The 18,089-nt window shown below is 57.2% G+C and carries 15 protein-coding genes; 10 read left to right on the top strand and 5 right to left on the bottom strand.

The genetic code is table 11. From position 1 onward, the window contains the following. Positions 1-91 precede the first annotated feature (91 nt). The 7 genes from BLU26_RS03730 to BLU26_RS03705 all read left to right on the top strand — a co-directional run bounded on the left by BLU26_RS03730 (position 92) and on the right by BLU26_RS03705 (position 8,337). Complete coding sequence (locus tag BLU26_RS03730) at positions 92-1,081, top strand: patatin-like phospholipase family protein (RefSeq protein WP_092283980.1); 990 nt, start codon at positions 92-94, stop codon at positions 1,079-1,081. Positions 1,082-1,161: 80 nt separating this feature from the next. Next, on the top strand, positions 1,162-2,199 hold the full coding sequence (selD, locus tag BLU26_RS03725) for a selenide, water dikinase SelD (protein WP_092283978.1): 1,038 nt from the start codon (positions 1,162-1,164) through the stop codon (positions 2,197-2,199). Then, positions 2,199-3,314 (top strand): tRNA 2-selenouridine(34) synthase MnmH, encoded by a 1,116-nt coding sequence (mnmH, locus tag BLU26_RS03720; RefSeq protein ID WP_092283976.1) that lies wholly within the window; start codon positions 2,199-2,201, stop codon positions 3,312-3,314. The genes selD and mnmH overlap by 1 nt, the downstream gene beginning before the upstream one ends. A gap of 103 nt (positions 3,315-3,417) precedes the next feature. Further along, positions 3,418-4,179, top strand: coding sequence for an SDR family oxidoreductase (locus BLU26_RS03715; RefSeq protein WP_092283974.1), 762 nt, complete (start codon positions 3,418-3,420; stop codon positions 4,177-4,179). 201 nt (positions 4,180-4,380) lie between these two features. Then, complete coding sequence (locus tag BLU26_RS03710) at positions 4,381-6,783, top strand: DOMON domain-containing protein (protein ID WP_092283972.1); 2,403 nt, start codon at positions 4,381-4,383, stop codon at positions 6,781-6,783. A 563-nt stretch (positions 6,784-7,346) separates the two neighbouring features. Next, positions 7,347-7,754 (top strand): hypothetical protein, encoded by a 408-nt coding sequence (locus BLU26_RS18550; RefSeq protein WP_157719291.1) that lies wholly within the window; start codon positions 7,347-7,349, stop codon positions 7,752-7,754. A 160-nt stretch (positions 7,755-7,914) separates the two neighbouring features. After that, a complete protein-coding gene (locus tag BLU26_RS03705) occupies positions 7,915-8,337 on the top strand; it encodes a GCN5 family acetyltransferase (protein WP_092283970.1) in 423 nt (140 codons plus the stop codon). A 120-nt stretch (positions 8,338-8,457) separates the two neighbouring features. Here BLU26_RS03705 and BLU26_RS03700 read toward each other — a convergent pair whose 3' ends face one another. The 4 genes from BLU26_RS03700 to BLU26_RS03685 all read right to left on the bottom strand — a co-directional run bounded on the left by BLU26_RS03700 (position 8,458) and on the right by BLU26_RS03685 (position 13,746). Continuing rightward, entirely contained in the window at positions 8,458-10,077 is a 1,620-nt protein-coding gene (locus BLU26_RS03700; RefSeq protein ID WP_092283968.1) for a sensor histidine kinase, read from the bottom strand. Next, positions 10,070-10,657: a type 1 periplasmic-binding domain-containing protein gene (locus tag BLU26_RS03695; RefSeq protein ID WP_092283966.1), complete on the bottom strand. Its 588-nt coding sequence runs from the start codon at positions 10,655-10,657 to the stop codon at positions 10,070-10,072. Before BLU26_RS03695 ends, BLU26_RS03700 begins: the two co-directional genes overlap by 8 nt. Before the next feature lie 27 nt (positions 10,658-10,684). Beyond that, positions 10,685-12,742: a TonB-dependent receptor plug domain-containing protein gene (locus BLU26_RS18545; RefSeq protein WP_157719290.1), complete on the bottom strand. Its 2,058-nt coding sequence runs from the start codon at positions 12,740-12,742 to the stop codon at positions 10,685-10,687. Between the two features lie 65 nt (positions 12,743-12,807). Continuing rightward, positions 12,808-13,746, bottom strand: a complete 939-nt coding sequence (locus tag BLU26_RS03685; RefSeq protein ID WP_092283964.1) for a diguanylate cyclase domain-containing protein — start codon at positions 13,744-13,746, stop codon at positions 12,808-12,810. Between the two features lie 280 nt (positions 13,747-14,026). Here BLU26_RS03685 and BLU26_RS03680 point away from each other — a divergent pair, with 280 nt between their 5' ends. The 3 genes from BLU26_RS03680 to BLU26_RS03670 all read left to right on the top strand — a co-directional run bounded on the left by BLU26_RS03680 (position 14,027) and on the right by BLU26_RS03670 (position 16,407). Continuing rightward, positions 14,027-15,634, top strand: coding sequence for a sigma-54-dependent transcriptional regulator (locus BLU26_RS03680; RefSeq protein ID WP_092283962.1), 1,608 nt, complete (start codon positions 14,027-14,029; stop codon positions 15,632-15,634). A 103-nt stretch (positions 15,635-15,737) separates the two neighbouring features. Next, entirely contained in the window at positions 15,738-16,058 is a 321-nt protein-coding gene (locus BLU26_RS03675) for a hypothetical protein (protein WP_092283960.1), read from the top strand. Between the two features lie 82 nt (positions 16,059-16,140). Further along, on the top strand, positions 16,141-16,407 hold the full coding sequence (locus tag BLU26_RS03670; RefSeq protein WP_092283958.1) for a hypothetical protein: 267 nt from the start codon (positions 16,141-16,143) through the stop codon (positions 16,405-16,407). Between the two features lie 636 nt (positions 16,408-17,043). On the opposite strand, the gene BLU26_RS03660 is transcribed toward BLU26_RS03670, so the two are convergent. Next, the gene (locus tag BLU26_RS03660; RefSeq protein WP_092283079.1) at positions 17,044-17,997 is read right to left on the bottom strand and encodes an IS110 family RNA-guided transposase; all 954 of its coding nucleotides are present in this window, start codon (positions 17,995-17,997) and stop codon (positions 17,044-17,046) included. Positions 17,998-18,089 lie beyond the last annotated feature (92 nt).

Raw genomic sequence — 18,089 nt, 5'->3', positions numbered from 1 at the left:
CCTTGTGCTGCGGGAAATCATCCCGGCATCATGCGCAGAGTGATCAATTACGTCAATCGGGATTAACCAAATTGCGGGGGAGCCTACAAAGATGGGGCAGCGAGTAGCATTGGTGCTGGGTAGCGGCGGAGCACGCGGCTATGCGCACATCGGCGTGATTGAAGAGATTGAACGGCGCGGGTATGAAATCGCCTGTATTGCCGGCTGCTCCATGGGTGCAGTGGTAGGCGGCATTCACGCTGCCGGACACCTGAAGGCCTACCGTGACTGGGTCACGGGCCTGGACTATCTGGATGTCATTCGCCTGTTGGATATCGGCTTTGGCAACCTGGGCGCCATCCGCGGCGAACGGGTATTTGGGCGCATTCGCGAGATTCTCGGTGAGATCAATATCGAGCAACTGAACATTCCCTTCACCGCCGTGGCCACCGACCTGACCAACCAGCAGGAGGTGTGGTTCCAGCAGGGCTGCCTGCATCAGGCCATGCGCGCCTCGGCGGCCATACCCAGCCTGTTCTCACCGGTACGCCAGGGCAGCCGGGTACTGGTAGACGGCGGCTTGCTGAACCCCCTGCCGATTGTGCCGGTGGTGTCCCAGCACTGTGATCTGATCATGGCAGTCAACCTCAACTCGATAGAAAACGACGGCTACCGCATGCCCGTGGTTGAGCGGCCCGCACCCATTCGCCAGCAGTGGGATCAGTGGATGACGGCACTCAAGCCCAACTGGTTGGGCCGCAAGGGCGATGAAGAAGAGGGTGAAGACGCCATGGCCCTGCTCACCGCCGAGCACGAACCGCAGGAACCGCCGCATTCGCGTGAAGAAGATCAGGCGCAACCCGTCGAGGTCGAGGCGTCCCCTGGCCCGGCGAGCATGCTGGAACTGGTCAACCTGTCGTTTGAGGCCATGCAGTCATCGCTTACCCAGTACAAAATTGCTGGTTACCCGCCGGATGTACTGTTCAACGTTCCCAAGCGCCTGTGTCGCTTCTTCGAGTTTTACCGCGCGCCGGAACTGATCGAGTTGGGCCGCATGGTCGCCAGTGATACCCTCGACCAGTTCGAGCGGCGCGGCCGCTGAAGCGCGGCTGCTGAAGCGTAGGCGCAGCCAGCCCTGGCTGGTAGAATCGCGGGCTTGATCCTTACCGCCGGAGAGCCCGCATGACCCAAACAGTGCGATTGACCGAATACAGCCACGGCGCCGGCTGCGGCTGCAAGATAGCGCCCAAGGTGCTGGACGAAATGTTGTCGGTCGGTCAGCCGGGGCCCAGCTTCGAACGGCTCTGGGTAGGTAACGACAGCCGCGACGACGCGGCCGTGTTTGGCCTGGACGCCGAACAGGGCATCGTCAGCACCACTGACTTCTTCATGCCGATCGTCGATGACCCCTTCGACTTCGGCCGCATCGCCGCCACCAACGCCATCAGCGACATCTACGCCATGGGCGGTACGCCGCTGATGGCCATCGCCATCCTTGGCTGGCCGGTCAACCTGCTGCCCGCCGCTGTGGCGGGCGAAGTGCTCGCCGGCGCGCGCCAGGTGTGTGCTGAGGCCGGTATGCCGCTGGCCGGCGGCCACTCGATTGATGCCCCCGAGCCGATCTTCGGTCTGGCCGTCACCGGTCAGGTACTGCGCAGCCAACTCAAGCGCAATGACCAAGCCAAGCCAGGCGCTCAACTCTTTCTCACCAAGCCCTTGGGTATTGGCATTCTGACCACCGCGGAGAAACAGAAAAAACTGCGCGCTGAAGATGTTGGCGTGGCCCGGGATCTGATGTGCACGCTGAACAAACCAGGCCAACGCTTCGCCACACTGCCCGGCGTGCAAGCCATGACTGACGTCACCGGCTTCGGCCTGCTGGGTCACTTGGCCGAGGTCGCCGAGGGCTCCGGCGTCAAGGCGCAGATCCATGCCGATTGCATTCCGCGTATCGCCAGCGTCGACTACTACCTGGCGCAGGGCTGCATCCCCGGCGGCACACTGCGTAATTTCGATAGCTACGGCCACAAGCTGGGGCCGCTGAGCGATGCGCAGCAACAGCTGCTGTGCGACCCACAGACCAGCGGCGGCCTGCTGGTGGCGGTAGCACCCGCTGCGGTAAGCGAGTTTCTGCTGGCCGCACGGGAAGAGGGCCTTGAGTTACAGGCAATTGGTGAGTGCGTAGCAGCCGACGGCGGCCCCTGGGTCGAGGTTATTTGATGCGCGATAATACCGAGGACTTTCGCCAGCTGTTTCTTGCGGATGTTCCGCTGATGGATGTGCGCGCGCCCATCGAATTTTCCAAGGGCGCCTTTCCCGCGGCCTGCAACCTACCGCTGATGTACGATGATGAGCGGCAGCAGGTGGGCACAACCTACAAACAGCGTGGCCAGGAGGCCGCCATCGCTCTGGGCCACAAATTGGTTTGCGGTGACACCAAAGCGGCGCGAATCGACGCCTGGATACAACGCGTGCAGGCCAACCCGCAGGGGTATCTCTACTGCTTTCGCGGTGGCCTGCGCTCGCAGTTGGTACAGCAATGGCTGAGTGACGCTGGCGTGCAGTACCCGCGCGTTATCGGCGGCTACAAAGCCATGCGCCGCTTTCTGATCGACTCGCTGGATGAGGCAGTCGAGCAATGCCCGCCGGTGCTGGTCGCCGGCCTGACCGGCACCGGTAAAACCGAAGTAATCGCCGCGTTAAGCAGTAGCCTGGATCTGGAAGGTCATGCGCATCACCGTGGCTCCAGCTTTGGTCGCCACGCCACGCCGCAGCCTACGCAGATCGATTTTGAGAACCGCCTGTCGATTGAAGCGCTGAAAGTCCGCGAGACTGGTGCCCAGCGGCTGGTGCTGGAAGACGAAGGACGCATGGTCGGCAGTTGCTCGGTGCCGCTGAACGTTTACCACGCCATGCAACAGGCGCCGCTGGTGTGGCTGGAGGACAGCCAGGAAAATCGAATCAGCCGTATCCTCGCTGATTACGTGACCGCGATGCACGCCGAGTTTGTCGCGTTGCACGCCGACCCGGAGCGCGCGTTTGCGGAGTTCTCCGACTACCTGTTGAACAGCCTGTTGCGTATCCGCAAACGCCTTGGCGGCGAGCAGCATCAGCAGCTCGACGCCCTGATGCAACAGGCCCTGACAGAGCAGCAGAGCAGCGGCGATGAAACCCTACATCGCGCCTGGATCAAGGGCCTGCTGGAGAACTACTACGACCCCATGTACGCCTATCAGCGCGAAAGCAAGCAGGCACGGGTGGTCTTCTCCGGCAATCACGCCGAGATCATCGAGTATCTTGCAGAACTCACCATCAATAATCAGCATGGCGCGTGAACAACGCAGCTGATTCAGTCGAAATATGACGGCGCTCGTTGTTATCATCCAGCGATAACAACGGAGCGGCCCCAGCTGCTCCCATCGTCAAGGAGCGCAATCAATGAGTTTGGATTTTGCAGGCAAGGTTGTACTGGTTACCGGCGCAGCTGCGGGTATTGGCAAGGCCACAGCAGAAGCCTTCGCGGCCGCCGGCGCGCGGCTGATTCTGGCAGATGTCGACAGCCAGGGCGGTGAAGCGGTTGCCGCCGGCATTCGCGCTACCGGGGGCGATGCCGTATTCCAGGCCTGCAACGTAGTAGATGCCGCCGAAGTCAAAGCCCTGATCGACATGATCGAAGCCAACTACGGCCGCCTCGACTGCGCTTACAACAATGCCGGCATCGAGATCGAGCAAGACAAGATCGCCGACGCCAAGGAAGACGTGTTCGACCGCATCATGGACGTCAACGTCAAAGGCGTTTGGCAGTGCATGCGCTTTGAAATCCCGCTGATGCTCAAGAACGGTGGCGGCGCCATCGTCAATACCGGCTCTATCGCCTCCCTGGGCGCTGCGCCCAAGATGAGCATATACGCCGCCAGCAAGCACGCGGTACTTGGCCTGACCCGTTCAGCTGCCGTGGAATACGGCAAAAAAGGCATCCGCGTTAATGCCGTTTGCCCGGCGGTAATAGACACCGACATGTTCCGCCGCGCCGCCGCCATTGAGCCGCGCAAGGCCGAGTACGTTGCTGGCATGCACCCGGTCGGCCGCATCGGTAAGGCTGAAGAGATCGCTGCTGCGGTCCTTTATCTGTGTTCCGATGCCGCCGCTTTTACCACCGGTATCGCACTGCCCGTAGACGGCGGCAGTACCTGCATCTAAGACCGCTGGCCCGGCCATCGCCGGGCCCATGGTATCCCAGTCTGATCATCCGGCAAGCAGCCGCGTTGTTCAGGAGAGCGCTCGCCGTCATCGCCCTAATACCGCGGCTCTGCTTTGCTATGCTCTGGTAGAAACGCGGACTCGGGCTCCACTTATGCTGCCAGTGCAAAAACGGACGTTGCCTTGAACGGGTGCAAGGGCATGCACTTGTGGCTGCTAGTGGTGCTGCTGTGCGTGAGCCTGCACGCCGCAGCACAAGAGATTCTGGGTGATCAGAACTCTGAGACCGTCGATGCGGTTGCCGCCGACAAAGTGGATGCCGCCAGCCCGGAGATACCCCGGGTATTTACCTTTGTGCGGCTTGATGCCCCGGTCATCGACGGCGATCTGTCTGACGGCTTCTGGTTCAATCTGCACGAAATACCCATCGAGTACGAAGTTTTTCCGGTGCGGCTGCGCGATGCGGGAGTGCCCACGCGCGTGCGCATCGCGCTGACCGAGACCCATCTATACGCCGCTTTCGACGCCCCTGACCCCGATATCAGTAACCTGCGTTCTGCGGTGCGCGAACGTGATGGATTGAAAGAAGACGATTACGTTTCCCTGGTGCTTGATCCGGCGGGGCAGGGCCTGCGCAAATACGAATTTCGCGTGAATCCGCACGGCAGTCAGTCTGACGTACTGCAAGACACCATCAGTGACCGCTACCTGTACGACTGGGATGCTGAGTGGGAGGCCGCCGCACAGATAGACGAGACCGGCTTTCGGGTAGAGATGGCGATTCCGCGCAGTGAGCTGGGCATTCTGCCTGGCGACCAGGCCCAGCAACTCGAATTGCTGGTCATGCTCAAGCGGCATTATCCGCGCCAGGTTGAGCGCACACTGGCCAGTGCCGTGCAATTGGTGCTGACCGAAGAGCCACCCAAGCCCAGCGAGGCGAAAGACAGTGGTCGGCGCCTGACCATTACTCCGCACTATGTGTTTGACCGGGATGAGGACCGCGACATTGGCGGGCGTTTCGAGCAGGTAGAGGAGCAGCCACGCCACGCCGCCGGCGCCTATCTCAATTACCGCCTCTCGGCTGACCGCAGCTTCCTGATGACGGTCAAGCCCAACTACGCGGAGGTCGAATCGGACATCGCCCGCGACAGCATCAACAACCCCTTCGATCCCTATGAGCCGGAAAAACGCGAGATGTTTGTTGATACCCGCGAGTACTTCCGCACCCTGAACGAAGTGGTCTATACCCGCAATATTGTGCAGCCGGATGTGGGGCTGGCGCATCTCTGGAGGAGCCCCACGGCGACCAGTGGTCTCCTAGCAGCCTTTGACCAGCAGACGCAGCTCTACATGCCAGACAATCTCGGTTCAGACGTGGTTACGCTGGTCGATAACAGTCAGTCAGCTGCCTTTAACTACGAGCGCCAATCCGACAAACGCAGCCTGGGCGTACTCACCACCCTGCGCACCGCCGATGACTACCACAACGCCGTGCTGAGCCTGAACGGCACCGGCAATCTTGGCGTGGATGACAAGGTGCGCGGCCAGTTCATGGTGTCGGATACCCGTTACCCGCAGCGGTTTGCCGAAGACCTTTGCGACACTACAGGCTGTACCGAGCAGGACCCCGACGCCGAGTGTGAGCTGGGTGACTGCGACATCACGCCTTATGTACGGCGTGCCGATTACGACGACCGGCTGCGCGGTTATAACCTGCAGCTACGCTATAACCACGACGGCCCCGACTCGCTGTACTGGGCAAGGTACTACGATGTATCGCCGGACTTTCGCGCCGATCTGGGCTTTCTGCGCCGTGTGGATTATCGCGCGATCAACCTGGCCTACGGCCGCAAATGGTACTTTCAGGCCAAAGCCGACGATGAAAGCCAGTCGCGCATTCGTGCCTACCTGGTAGGAGGGCACATGCGCTCCCATTCTGATAACCAGCCGTTGGAGACTACGGTCGGTATTTGGGGCGAATTTCGTGGCAGCTACCAGACCATCGCGCGCCTGGGCTGGCAGCACCGAAAACGCGCGGTAAACAGGCTGGATCAGAGTGACCTGTCAGCCGGAGACAACGCCCCGCGCTTTGATGAGCACTACTGGCAATGGTTTTTCCAGACCGCCCCCTACGTACCCTGGACCCTGCACCTGGACGGTCGCTGGGGCGCTATGGCTGACCCCGACAATCTGGTGTTGGGCCACATGCGCGAGATCAAACCCAAACTGCATTACACCACCGGCCCACTCGACCTGATGGCCGACCTGACCCTGCGCCACTTTGATACCGACGGCGATCGCCTCTACAAGGAGCAATTCTTCTCCCTCACTGCGCTCTACCACACCCCCAGCGGCCTGACGCATAGATTGCTGTGGCTCAACGACCTGACCGAGCGCGATATCGACCGCTGGCGCGGCGACGAACTCGCCCGCGAAACCAGCCGCACTCTGGAGTACACGCAAATCTTTTCACCACACCCGGCCTGGCAGCTCATGTGGGGCCTGCGCCTGGTAAAAGACTACGAATCGGACATAAACCAAAAAGACCTGACCGCGCGGGAAATCTACTTCAAGGTGCAGCGTGAGTTCACCTTGCTGGATTAGCCAAGGCAGCCAGTAAAACGGGGAGGGTGCTCATCACAGACTACCGGTCAGCAAAACACAGCGGCGCGAAACAACGCGCTGGCGTCAGTGGAAACAAGTGTTGCAGAGCGCTTTACCCGCAGCCGCATTAGCGCTAAGTTGCGTCAATGGCGCATGGCCATGCATCAGGAGCCCAAGGATGGCGCGCAAAGTAAACCTCTCACAAACCTCAGATTTTAGTGCTCAACCGCCGTTATATCGGCTGCTCACCCGTCGTATGCCTGCGATGAAAGCATCGCCGCTGTCCAGCCCAGTACCCGTGTACCGCGCGCAACGGGCAGGCTCGCCTGTCGCAGATAAAGGACAGTTCGCCTCAGGTGGAATGATAAGTGCCATGCCATCCAGTCGTAATGGATTCACGAAATGACGCGCGCACGCGAATACGGGCTGCTGGCGGAAAGGCTCCGCAAGCTACTGATTTTTTATCGATAAGCTTTTTGTGATGGGCGGCCTGAGCCCGCAGTTATATCGAACGCGCGGTTATGTATTAATGCCGCGTGCTATCTAATCACTGTTAGGCAAATATGAAAATGCTGAAGGTACTTTTAATTATTTTGATTGCTCCTTTTGTTCTCTATTTTAGTCTTGCGGCTAAATCATTTATTGATGGTGCTAATTTGAAAGCGGATGCTGAAACTCAGCATACAAAATACGTATTTGAATTTGAAAATGGTAGAAATGTCATAATTGAAGATCAATTTAATAAAATTGTAAGGTCGTGGGGGGAGAGTCCTGCAAAGATTGTGTTGCACGACAATATACGGACAGCAATATTTAATGATTCAGCGATTTTGAAAACTGAAATTGATTCCATAGAGCCTCATGATGAATATGTAAAAGTGAAAGGGTATATGGGACTCATCTCACAGGACTTAAAATATTTAGTAAATACTGAAGGTGAAATCTCAAGTTACAAATGGAAAAACAATTAATGCCTAAAAAATGCATCATGTTCGCCCACTTCGTGGGCTGGGACCTCCGTTCCGTCGGCCGTTTTTATGGTGGTTGCCACAAAAACACCCAACTGCACTCCGATCCCATATGCAGGCGTTAGAACCAATTTTCATCTGACCCAATTATTCAAAGAGAACCATGAGCAAATACCCAAAAGTAAAAGACCCGGACATGGTAGGAGAGTATTCTGGTGCCGCAAAAGCCGGAGGTGGATATGTCTGGGATGAGGTTCTTGAGTACCGGGTGTGGTGCCACCCGCACGAAGGTTCGCCAGATTTAGAGGACGGCAGTGACTACTACTATGCCTTTGCAACATTTGAAGAGGCTTTGGAATGTGCTAATGAAATTCCTGGTAGTGGAGCCCCGCTGGCTCTTATTCTGCAGCGTGAATATATTGATGAGCCCGAGCCGGGAATATACCTTCACAAGAAGGAGGAGCGTATCGCGGAGTGGCCGGCAGCGTTTTTGTCCCGTCCGAGAAGAGGCCCTGATACTATCCCGAGATTTATGGCCCCAGATGCACCATCCAATAAACTGGACATCATCCGTGGTAAAGCCTGACACGCCACTCAACTTCGTTGCGGTCATTAAAAATCGAGGCCGCCACCTCTGCGGCTACAGACGATGGTGCTCAGGTTGCTCAGACGGCCGGCAGCGTTATGGTTCTGACGGGGCGGCCCTCTATCCAGGCACGCTGTCATTCTGGCTACGCGCAGTTTTTTCTTGGTTGTCCAGCCACTCCAGTAGTTGCTTGAAGCGGTATTGCTGGATGAAAGGCTGAACTTGCTGCAGGAATTGGGCGTGTTGTTCGCTGGCCTTGAGGGTGTCGATCAGTTGTCGTAGTGCCAACACGTTGTGGCGCTTGGCGTGTTCTTTGAGCTGAGCCAGTACCGCCGGATCGGGCAGGTTTAGTAGCGTGGGTTCCTCTACCACGGTTGAGCGCGACAATGTTTCGCTGCCTGATGCCTGCACTTCAAGGTTAAACCAGAATACGCTTCCACTGCCGGCTTCGCTGCTTACCTGCAATTTCGAGTTCATCAAGTTCAGTAGCCGCTGGCTGATGGTCAGCCCCAGGCCGGTGCCCTCTGCTCGGGTAATGGCGTTGTCCAGTTGATGGAACGGAATGAATATGGATTTTATTTGGCCGCGGTCGATGCCGATGCCACTGTCCTGCACGGCAAAGCGCAAGCGCCTGCTGTGGTTGGATCGGCAGGGGATTGTCTTGACTGAAAATATGACCTTTCCGTGTTCGGTAAATTTGATCGCATTGCTCAGCAGGTTAAGCAGAATCTGACGCAGGCGCTTTTCGTCGGCCACGATGATGGCGGGTAACTGCTCGGAGAAGTCGTAAAGAAATTCCAGGCCTTTGAGACGGGTGCTTACTCTTGTCATTTCCACGATAGTGCTGAGGAACTTACCCAGGTCGATTTCCTCGGGGTGCAGTGTCAGGCTGTCTTCATTGGCGCGTGAGAACTCCAGTATGTCGCTGATCATCAGCAGCAGGTGGTCGGCGCTGCGGTCGATGGTTTCTATACCCTGGCGATGATGTTGCATCAACTGGGCATCCTGCTTGTACAGCTGGGTGTAGCCCAGGATGGCGTTCAGTGGCGTGCGTAACTCGTGGGTGACATTAGCCATGAAGCGGGTTTTGGCATGGTCTGAGGCTTCTATAAGCTTTTTGGCGCTGTGCAGGCGGTAGAACATGACCATCATGACGACCCAGACGGCGATAACCAGTGCGATGACGATGCTGGATTCGGCGAACAGCTTCGACCTCATGTCCTTGCTGAGGGTGCGCAGGTAACCATCGCTGATGGCGAAGCTGGCCAGGCCCAGAATCTCGCCCTGGCGGTTGATCAGTGGCACATCGGTATGAAAGCAGCGAGTGCAGTTGGCGTCGCCTTCGCTGATGTCGAGGGTGCCCGCTTCGGCATCTACCGTTGAGTAGTCGATCTGCAGGGTCAGATGCCGCACAAAGCGCTCGCCGATGGCGGGGTCTTCGACGATGAGCATTTCCTGCACGGTGTCAGCCAGCGCCTGGGCCAGGTAATTTGGCGCGGTCCGCTCCAGCGTTTGCAGCAGTACCGCCGATTGCGACTCTGCCAGCACTTTGGCCTGGGTTTCTGCCACCTTGTACAGTCGCGGCTGCAAGGAATGTTGCCAATAGCGGTCGAGTGACCAGTTGAATACGGCTATCAGCAGAATGAACACGGTACTGATCAGGATCTGGGTATGGAATGCCGGATCCTGTCTGAGGGACGCCAGCCAGTTGCGCAGTCTCTGGTGGTTGGCCTTATTCATAGTGTTTGGCCACCTTGAGATAGAAGGGCTTGATATTGAACTGCCCCGCGGACAGGGTTTGCATGTTGATCAAGGGGCGCACTGTGGCCTGTACGGAAAGGCCGGCGAGTACGCCACGCTCAACGTCTTCCTCGAAGGGTGAGAAGACGATGATGTTGTTCGCGATGCTGTAGCGCACCAGAGCGTCGCGCTCGCTATCTCTCAGGGCCTGACTGACGAAGATCGCCGCTGGCTTGCTGCTGGTTGGCTGCAGCAATGCGCTCAGGGCGCTAACACGCACCGACACCGGCGTGCCGTTCAGGGAGTCAACGTCTTGCTCGAGGGCTTTCTGGTAAGTGGTGGCGGTTGTTTCATCATCGGCATAGACGAGCAGCAGATTGAGCTGATTATCGCCACTGATTTTAGTGTCGATATCCAGATCCGCTGCGACCAGGGTGCGAAACAGCTTTAACCCCACCAGCACGCGGCGCTCGCTAAAGCTGTCTGTACCGTTTGCCGTGGTCGCACAGACCAGTAGCGACAGGCAGAGCAGACCAAGCGCCAGGGTGAGCAGGGTTGAACGGCGTATTTGCACGCTCATGTTGAAGCCATCAGGGCAGCGTCCACGTCAGAATTGGTACTCCAGTGTCGCCCAGCCGGTGCGCTCGCCGCGGGGCAGGCCACCCGGAAAAAACTGCGGGTTGGACACCACATCGTACTGCCGGTCAAAAATGTTGTTGATGCTGGCTTGCAGGGTCAGATTGGGTGCTCCAAGCAGGTGGTTCACGGTGAGGGCATAGTCGACAAGGGTGTAGCTGTCGTAGGTTTCCGGATACCGGCCGCCGCCGCTCGGTGGGTCGTAGCCTTCCTGGTCGCCAACATATCGCACGCTAAGGGCGTGCCGGGTATGCGGCGTTGCGCGCCAACTGGCGCCGAGATTTGCCAGCCAATCAACTGCGCCGATGAGGCGACTGTCGGCGTCTCGTTTGTCTTCAGCATCGATGTAGGAGAGGTTGGCGTGCCATTCCCAATCGCGTCCGATTTGCTGCTCCCATTCCAGCTCCACGCCCTGGGTCGTGACATCGCCGCGGTTGCGCAACACCGGCGGGCGGCCTGGCGGTATATAGAATTCGATGAGGTCGCGCACTTCGGTATGAAAGACCGTTGAGCGCAGCTTGTAGCCGCTGCCGTTGAAAATATAGGCTAACTCCGTGGATTTCAGCCGCTCCTCCTGCAGTGAGTCGTACTCAAATCGGGGGTAGGTATTGGGCCCTGGGTTTTGATTGGCCAGGGTAGGGGGGCGAAAGGCTTCGGCGTATTGAGCTTTGAAAATATGCCGGTCGCTGGCCCGCCAGACGGCGGCGACGCGGGGCGAGACGCTACTGCCCCAGTCGTCGTAATCGTCGTAGCGCGCGCCGAGGGTCAGTTCAAGGTTGTCCACGGGCGTCCACTGGTCCTGCAGCGTCAGGCTGGTGATGCCACGTTCGGCGCCGTCCAGCACCAGCTCCTCATCAGGCGTACCGTATACCGGTGCAAAGCCCTCGCGTGTGGTTTTAATCGAGGATCCCGTCACCTTGCTGTGTGCGTAATCCAGACCCAGCAGTAGTTGATGTTGGGCCAGGCCGTCCCAGTGCAGAACCACTTTTGCACGTTGTGCTTCATCTTTGTTGGCATCGCGCCTGAAAACGTTGTTGGCAATCGGCGGCCGTGGTCCGGGTGGATCTTCGCCCTTGGGTATGGGCAGGTAGGTGGCGAACTCGAGATCGGTTTTCAGGTATCCCAGACTGGCATCCATCGTCAGGTCGTCATTGATGCTCCAGGTCTTAGACAGGTTCAGGCTGGTGGTGGTTTCTTCGCGGGGCTCCAGTTCATAGGGCAGTGCTCCGTTGCGGCCATACCAGGCGCCGCGCTCCACATCGCTGTAGGTGACTTGCAGCCGGTAGCCTTGGTGACTGCCATCAAGGAACAGAACGCCGCCCCGTTCGTCGTCGTAGATGTTGCCTGGCGAATAGCCGACACCGGGGCGTTGAAAGTTGTCTGGATTGGTCATCCGATCGCTGTCATCGCGGCCCCACAGCGAGGCGTTGATGGCGATCTGCGCGCCGCTCTCAAAGCTGTGGGTGGCAAGAATGTCGCCTTGTTTCAGGTTGTGGCTGCCGCCGCGCACGCTGACAAGATTATCGCGGCGGGTAATGATGTTGATCACGCCAGAGAAGGCGAACTCGCCATGCAGCGCAGAGCCGGGGCCACGAATTACCTCTACCCGGTCGACCTGGGTCATGGGGATACGGAATACCCAGTCGGCGGAGGCGTCCGTGGCCCGGTTCACGGCGACGCCGTCCACCAGGACTTTCAGGTTGCTGCCGTTCACGTTGGCCCCAACCCCGCGCACAATCGCTACCGGATCGCCGACGTTGTTGAGGGACATATAAAACCCGGCCACCTGGTCCAATGCGTCGGCAACGGTGCCGGCGCCGTAGGAGCGCAATTCTTCACCGTGCAGCACGGTAACCATGCCGGGCACGTAGTCGGTGTTCATTTTGCTTTGCGTTGCCAACGCGGTCTCCTGATCGAGCAGCGCCAGCAGGTCTTCCATTTCACTGCCATCACCGGGTTCGTTGGCCGCCGGGCTGGAGAGCGGGGCGAGCAGTAACAAGGTCAGTGCTATTTTCAGGGGGTACGGCATGGAGCGGGTCCTCGAGTGCAGAGCTCTGCTGGTTGTGGCGATCGGTTCGCCAATTGTTGTTGTTCTTATTGATCCATCTCGGCAGCTACAAAGACCTGATTACGACCCTGGGCCTTGGCTTGATAGAGTGCATTATCTGCCCATGCGAGCAAGTCTTCGGGCGTGTTGGGGGCGGCTGGGACCGCTGTGGCGACCCCGAGGCTGATAGTCACCCGCCCATCAGTGCCCGCGCTTTGATGCGGCAGTGCCAGATTGAATACGCTGGCATGCAGTTGCTCTGCGATAGCCGCTGCGCCATCGCGCTCGGTTTCCGGCAGCAACACGACAAACTCCTCGCCGCCGTAGCGGGCCAACATATCAGATGGCCGATGCAGCACGCTGTCGAGGGCGCCTGCGATCTGGGCCAGACATCGATCTCCCTCGGGATGGCCGTAGTGATCATTGAAGCGCTTGAAGTAATCCACATCGAGCATCACCAGCGACAGCGGCGTTTGATTGCGCATGGCGCGCCCCCATTCGCTGTGCAGCATCTTGTTGAAGTGGCGGCGATTACCGACGCGGGTCAGCTCGTCGGTACAGGCAAGCTGCAGCAGCAAATTGCTTTTGCGCTTGAGAGCCAGATGATTGCGCAGACGCGCTTTCAGGATCGGCATGGAGAAGGGCTTGCTGATGTAATCCACCGCGCCCAGTCGCAGACCTTTTTCGGTGTCCAGCTCGTCTTCCCGCGCGGTGAGAAACACTACGGGGATGTCGTTGGTGTCCTGATCGGCCTTCAAGCGCCGGCAGGTTTCAAAACCGTCGATGCCGGGCATCATCACATCAAGCAGGATCAGGTCCGGGCCAATCTCTTTGGCCAGCCGCAAACCCTCCTCTCCTGAAAGGGCGACCACCAGATGTACGGCCTCTCGCTGCAAATGCTCAACCAAGACGTCAAGATTGGCCGGAACATCGTCGACGATCAGTACCGTAGGGGTTTGCTGGTTCGCATTGGGTTGAATGTTCATGTCTGATCCTGGTAACCGCTTTGCTGGTATGACGTTCGCGTTCTGCCGCGCGAGTTAATGGCATGACGCAAAGCGTGGTGGATCCTATCGCTATTACAAGATTCGCGCCAAGTTGGAAAGTTACGCTGTTTCATGGGCTTAGCTGCTATGAGCAACTGTTCTCAGAAGATTGCTTATAGGCGTATAGGCATAAAGCTTATAGTCACTTATATTGACGTTCCCCTGGCTGCGGTAACGTTAAACGAGAGGCGCAGCCAAATCAGATCAAAAGGAGTGGCCCGTGCCGACCAGCCCGGTGGTATTAATCGTCGATGACCAGCCAGGTAATCTGGATGTGCTGGTTAATTATCTGGCCGACAGCGGGCTGGAACTGGTCGTGGCCACCGATGGCGAGCAGGCGCTAGAGTTGGCCGTTTCTCACCTGCCCGAACTGGTGCTGCTGGATGTGATGATGCCGGGCATCGACGGCTTTGAAACCTGCCGGCGTTTGCAAGACAACCCGATCACAGCGCAGGTGCGGGTCATTTTCATGAGTGCGCTCGCCGATACCGACAGCAAGATGCAAGGCTTTGCCGCAGGTGCTGTTGATTACCTCAACAAGCCCTTGCAACGCGAAGAGGTGCTGGCGAGGATTCAGGTGCACCTTACCTTGCGCCGTCAACAGCACGAGCTGCAGCTCAAGAACCAGCAACTCGAAGCGCTCAACCGTGACCTGCTTGAACAAATACAACGGCGACAACTGGTGGAAGACGCTTTGCACCTGGCCGATGAAAAGCTCTCTGCGTTAACGCGGCAGGAGGCAGAACATTGGGGTATCGATGCCTTTGTGGGCCAGAGCAAGGCGACGCTCGACCTGCTGAACGAGGTCCGCGCCTTGCAGCAGGCACCGCGCACCAATGTGCTGGTGCTGGGCGAAAGCGGCACGGGTAAGGAGCTGATCTCCCGGGCCACGCATTTTGGCAGTGCGCGCAGCCAGAAGCCCTTTGTTGCCGTGAACTGCTCGGCGATTCCCTCGGAGCTTGCCGATGCTGAGTTTTTTGGTCATATCAAAGGCGCCTACACCGGTGCCACCCATGATCGGCATGGCTACTTTCTGCAGGCTGACGGGGGCACTCTGTTTCTAGATGAAATCAGCGATATGCCGTTGGCCATGCAGGCCAAGTTACTACGCGTGCTGGAAGACGGGGTGGTCACACCCGTCGGCGGCAGAAGTAGCCGGCAGGTGGATGTGCGCATTGTGGCCGCTACCAACGCGGATCTTGTCGGTAGGGTGAATGCAAAGGAGTTTCGCCAGGACCTGTACTTCCGCCTGGCGGGTTACCAGCTGTTGGTCCCTGCCTTGCGCAATCGGGTCAGCGATATTGCCTTGCTGGTGAACCACTATCTGGTGCGCCTGGGCGGCCAGATGGGGCGCGACCGGCCGACCATAACACCTGAGGCCATGGCAGCGCTGAACCGCTACCATTACCCAGGCAACGTGCGAGAGCTGAAAAACATTATTGAGTACGCGCTCATCGCCAGTCGCGGCGGCGCCATAGAGGTTCGGCACCTGCATTTTCTCGATGCGCCCGAGAGCCTCGCTGGCCACGCGAATATACGCGGCGCGAGGCCAGCTTCACTCGATTCAACATCAAACCAGATCGCCGCGGGACCGCCTTCAGGCGGCATTGCTGAGGCGGAAAGCGGGGGAGCAGATCACAGTGATGAAGAGCAGATTCTGGCCTGCATTCGCACGCAGGGGCGTATCGACAATGCCGCAGTGCAGACGCTACTTGGCGTTAACCATGGCCGTGCCTCCTATTTGCTGAAAAAACTCCACAAAGAGGGGCGGCTGACAAAGCAGGGTGTACGGCGCTGGAGCTATTACACGTTGCCAGCGCCTGTCTGAGGGACAATCTTTTCTGGTGTGATCACAGCCGGGCGTGAAGCGCGTACACAGCGGTCAAGGGCGTGATTCATCTTTTCGGCAAAGGCGGTATAGGGGCGCGGGTATGAATAAGATAACGCAGGAGATGTTGGCTACTGACCTGGCCCTTTGGCGAAAGAAGGGGCTATTTTCGGTAGTTCTGTTGCTTGGCCTGTTCCCGTTCGCTGTAATTTTCGTCGAGGCCAAGCCGGATATCATCGCGAGTCTATGGGCGCTTCGGCACTTTCTGGGTATCGCGGCCATACAAGCGATAGCGCAAACCTGCATCGCCTGGTATCTGCTGAAAAACCCGGTGCCGAACTACCTGATTTTGAGTTTTGTGTTGATGGTCATGTTTTTTCAAATCACTTTTGGGCTGACGGTGATTCTTCTCTCGAACGCATGACGAGCGGCGGCTGGTAGCTTATCTTGCACCGTTTGGCGGCGCTCAGCGCTGCACAGTTCTCCATCAGGGATGATACTTGCGCATGAAGTACTACAAATTCTGGGTTAAAGAATCGGTAAAAATAAATGTGGGTCAGTCGGCTGAGTTCGTCAGTATTCTGTCTGGCTCAAACACGTCGATAGAAGACGCGCGGCTTGAGTTGGCGAAGCAATCCCGGTTTGTCGAGCAGAAGATTAACGGTGAGGGTGCGATGAGTTATTTTTCAAATCTTAAGTGTAGCGTGAGGTTAATCTATACCGACGAGTGTAAAGTTTCACCTTATTATCCAAGTTTATTTGGCGAGTCTTGAGGAAATATGCGGCACTTTAAATTCTTTTTTCAAATGTGGATGGCTGTCACCATCGCCTTGGCAATTGTTTTCGTGGTGACCGACGGCGGGTCAGTGGTTTCTGTTAAAATATTATTGCGGATATGCATGTTATCCGCAGTATTCGGGTTTGCTCCTGCGCTCTTTGGGTTCGCGGTTAGTCGGGTATTCTTTGGTGGTGCTGATACGCGGAGCGGGCTAGTCCTGTTATCAGATGCGCCCAAGTTAGCATACTCCATGCTTGTTGTTTTCACTTGGATGAGCTTGGTTTTTTTATTTGTCGCAACTGTTTATGCCGTCTCATATATCTCGGCTGAGCCAATCGCTGAATATTTATTTTTGTCTGGCGACGTGTTTTCGGATGTTGGGTTTTTCGTAGCTCTTCTTTTATTCGTGGTTCTCCACTTTCTGGTCTTCCCCAGAATATTTCCATTTAAATGCCCACGTTGCTATAGACGGTCGATTCTCGTTGGTTTGTGGTTATACAGGGTGAGCTTTGAATGCAAGAAATGCGGCTGGTCATCCGACCGTCCACGGTACTAATTGGTCAGTAGGGGAGCTTTTAGCGTTCATCACTAGCGGTCCCCTAACAAGTGACTGTGGTGTCAACGTCCCAAATCAGGCTGTTTTTTCACGCCACGGCTCTTGATTCTTAACCATGGTGTTGAGCATCACGATCATCTTTCGCATGCAGGCAATGAGGGCGACTTTTGGTAACTTTCCTTGGGCTTTCAGGCGTTCATAGAACTGCTTGAATACCGGGTTGCATTGGATGGCTGACATCATCGCCATGAACATCACTGTTCGCACTCTATGGCGACCGCCACGGATCCGACGCTTGCCCGTCAGTCTGCCGCTATCGCGATTGATGGGTGCCACGCCAACCAGGGCTGCGATCTCTCGCCGGTTAAGCTTGCCTAACTCAGGAAGCTCGCTCAGTAGCGTAAACGCCATGACTTTGCCAACGCCTGGCACGCTGGTCAGGATGTCTGTTTTACTTCGCCAATGATCAACCTTGGCGACTTCATGCTCGATCTGCTTGGTGATGGTTTTGATCTGGGTCTGGAGCGTTTTGAGTAGACTATTGATGGAGCTGTGAAGTGTTTTTGGCAGTATTTGCAGGCGGTTTTTTTCCATGGTGGACATTTCCATGAGCTGGCTGCGCCTCGCCAATAGGTCTTTGATTTTTTGAGATGTTTTATCCGGTATGGGCTTGAATTCTGGCTTCAGCGTAGCAGCATATTTGGCAATGACCTGAGCGTCGATGCGGTCCGTTTTTGCCAACACACCGATAGCTTGGGCATAGCGCCGCACACTGATCGGATTGACCACAATGATGGGCAGCCCAGCCTGACTGATGGCTCGAACCAATGCATGTTCGTAGCGGCCTGTTGCTTCTACAACGATCCGCTCAATGGCGTAGCCCTTGAGTATCTTCACAAGCTCTCGGATATGAGTGGTGCTGTTCGGAATGGTAAAAGATTGGCCGGACGGATGAAGGGCGATATCGAGGTTAGCTTTACCGACGTCGACACCGATGTTGATCAGGGTTTGGTTTTCTGGAGTGTTCATAATAAGCTGACTCTGCCTTGCTATACGGGCTCGAGGCCCCGATGACTGTTCGAGTTATCGCTTGAGAGTCATGCAGCGCTACCCACTTGTTA

The organism is Halopseudomonas sabulinigri (genome assembly GCF_900105255.1).
Classification (GTDB): Bacteria; Pseudomonadota; Gammaproteobacteria; order Pseudomonadales; family Pseudomonadaceae; genus Halopseudomonas; species Halopseudomonas sabulinigri.
This window is presented reverse-complemented; position numbering and strand designations above follow the sequence as displayed.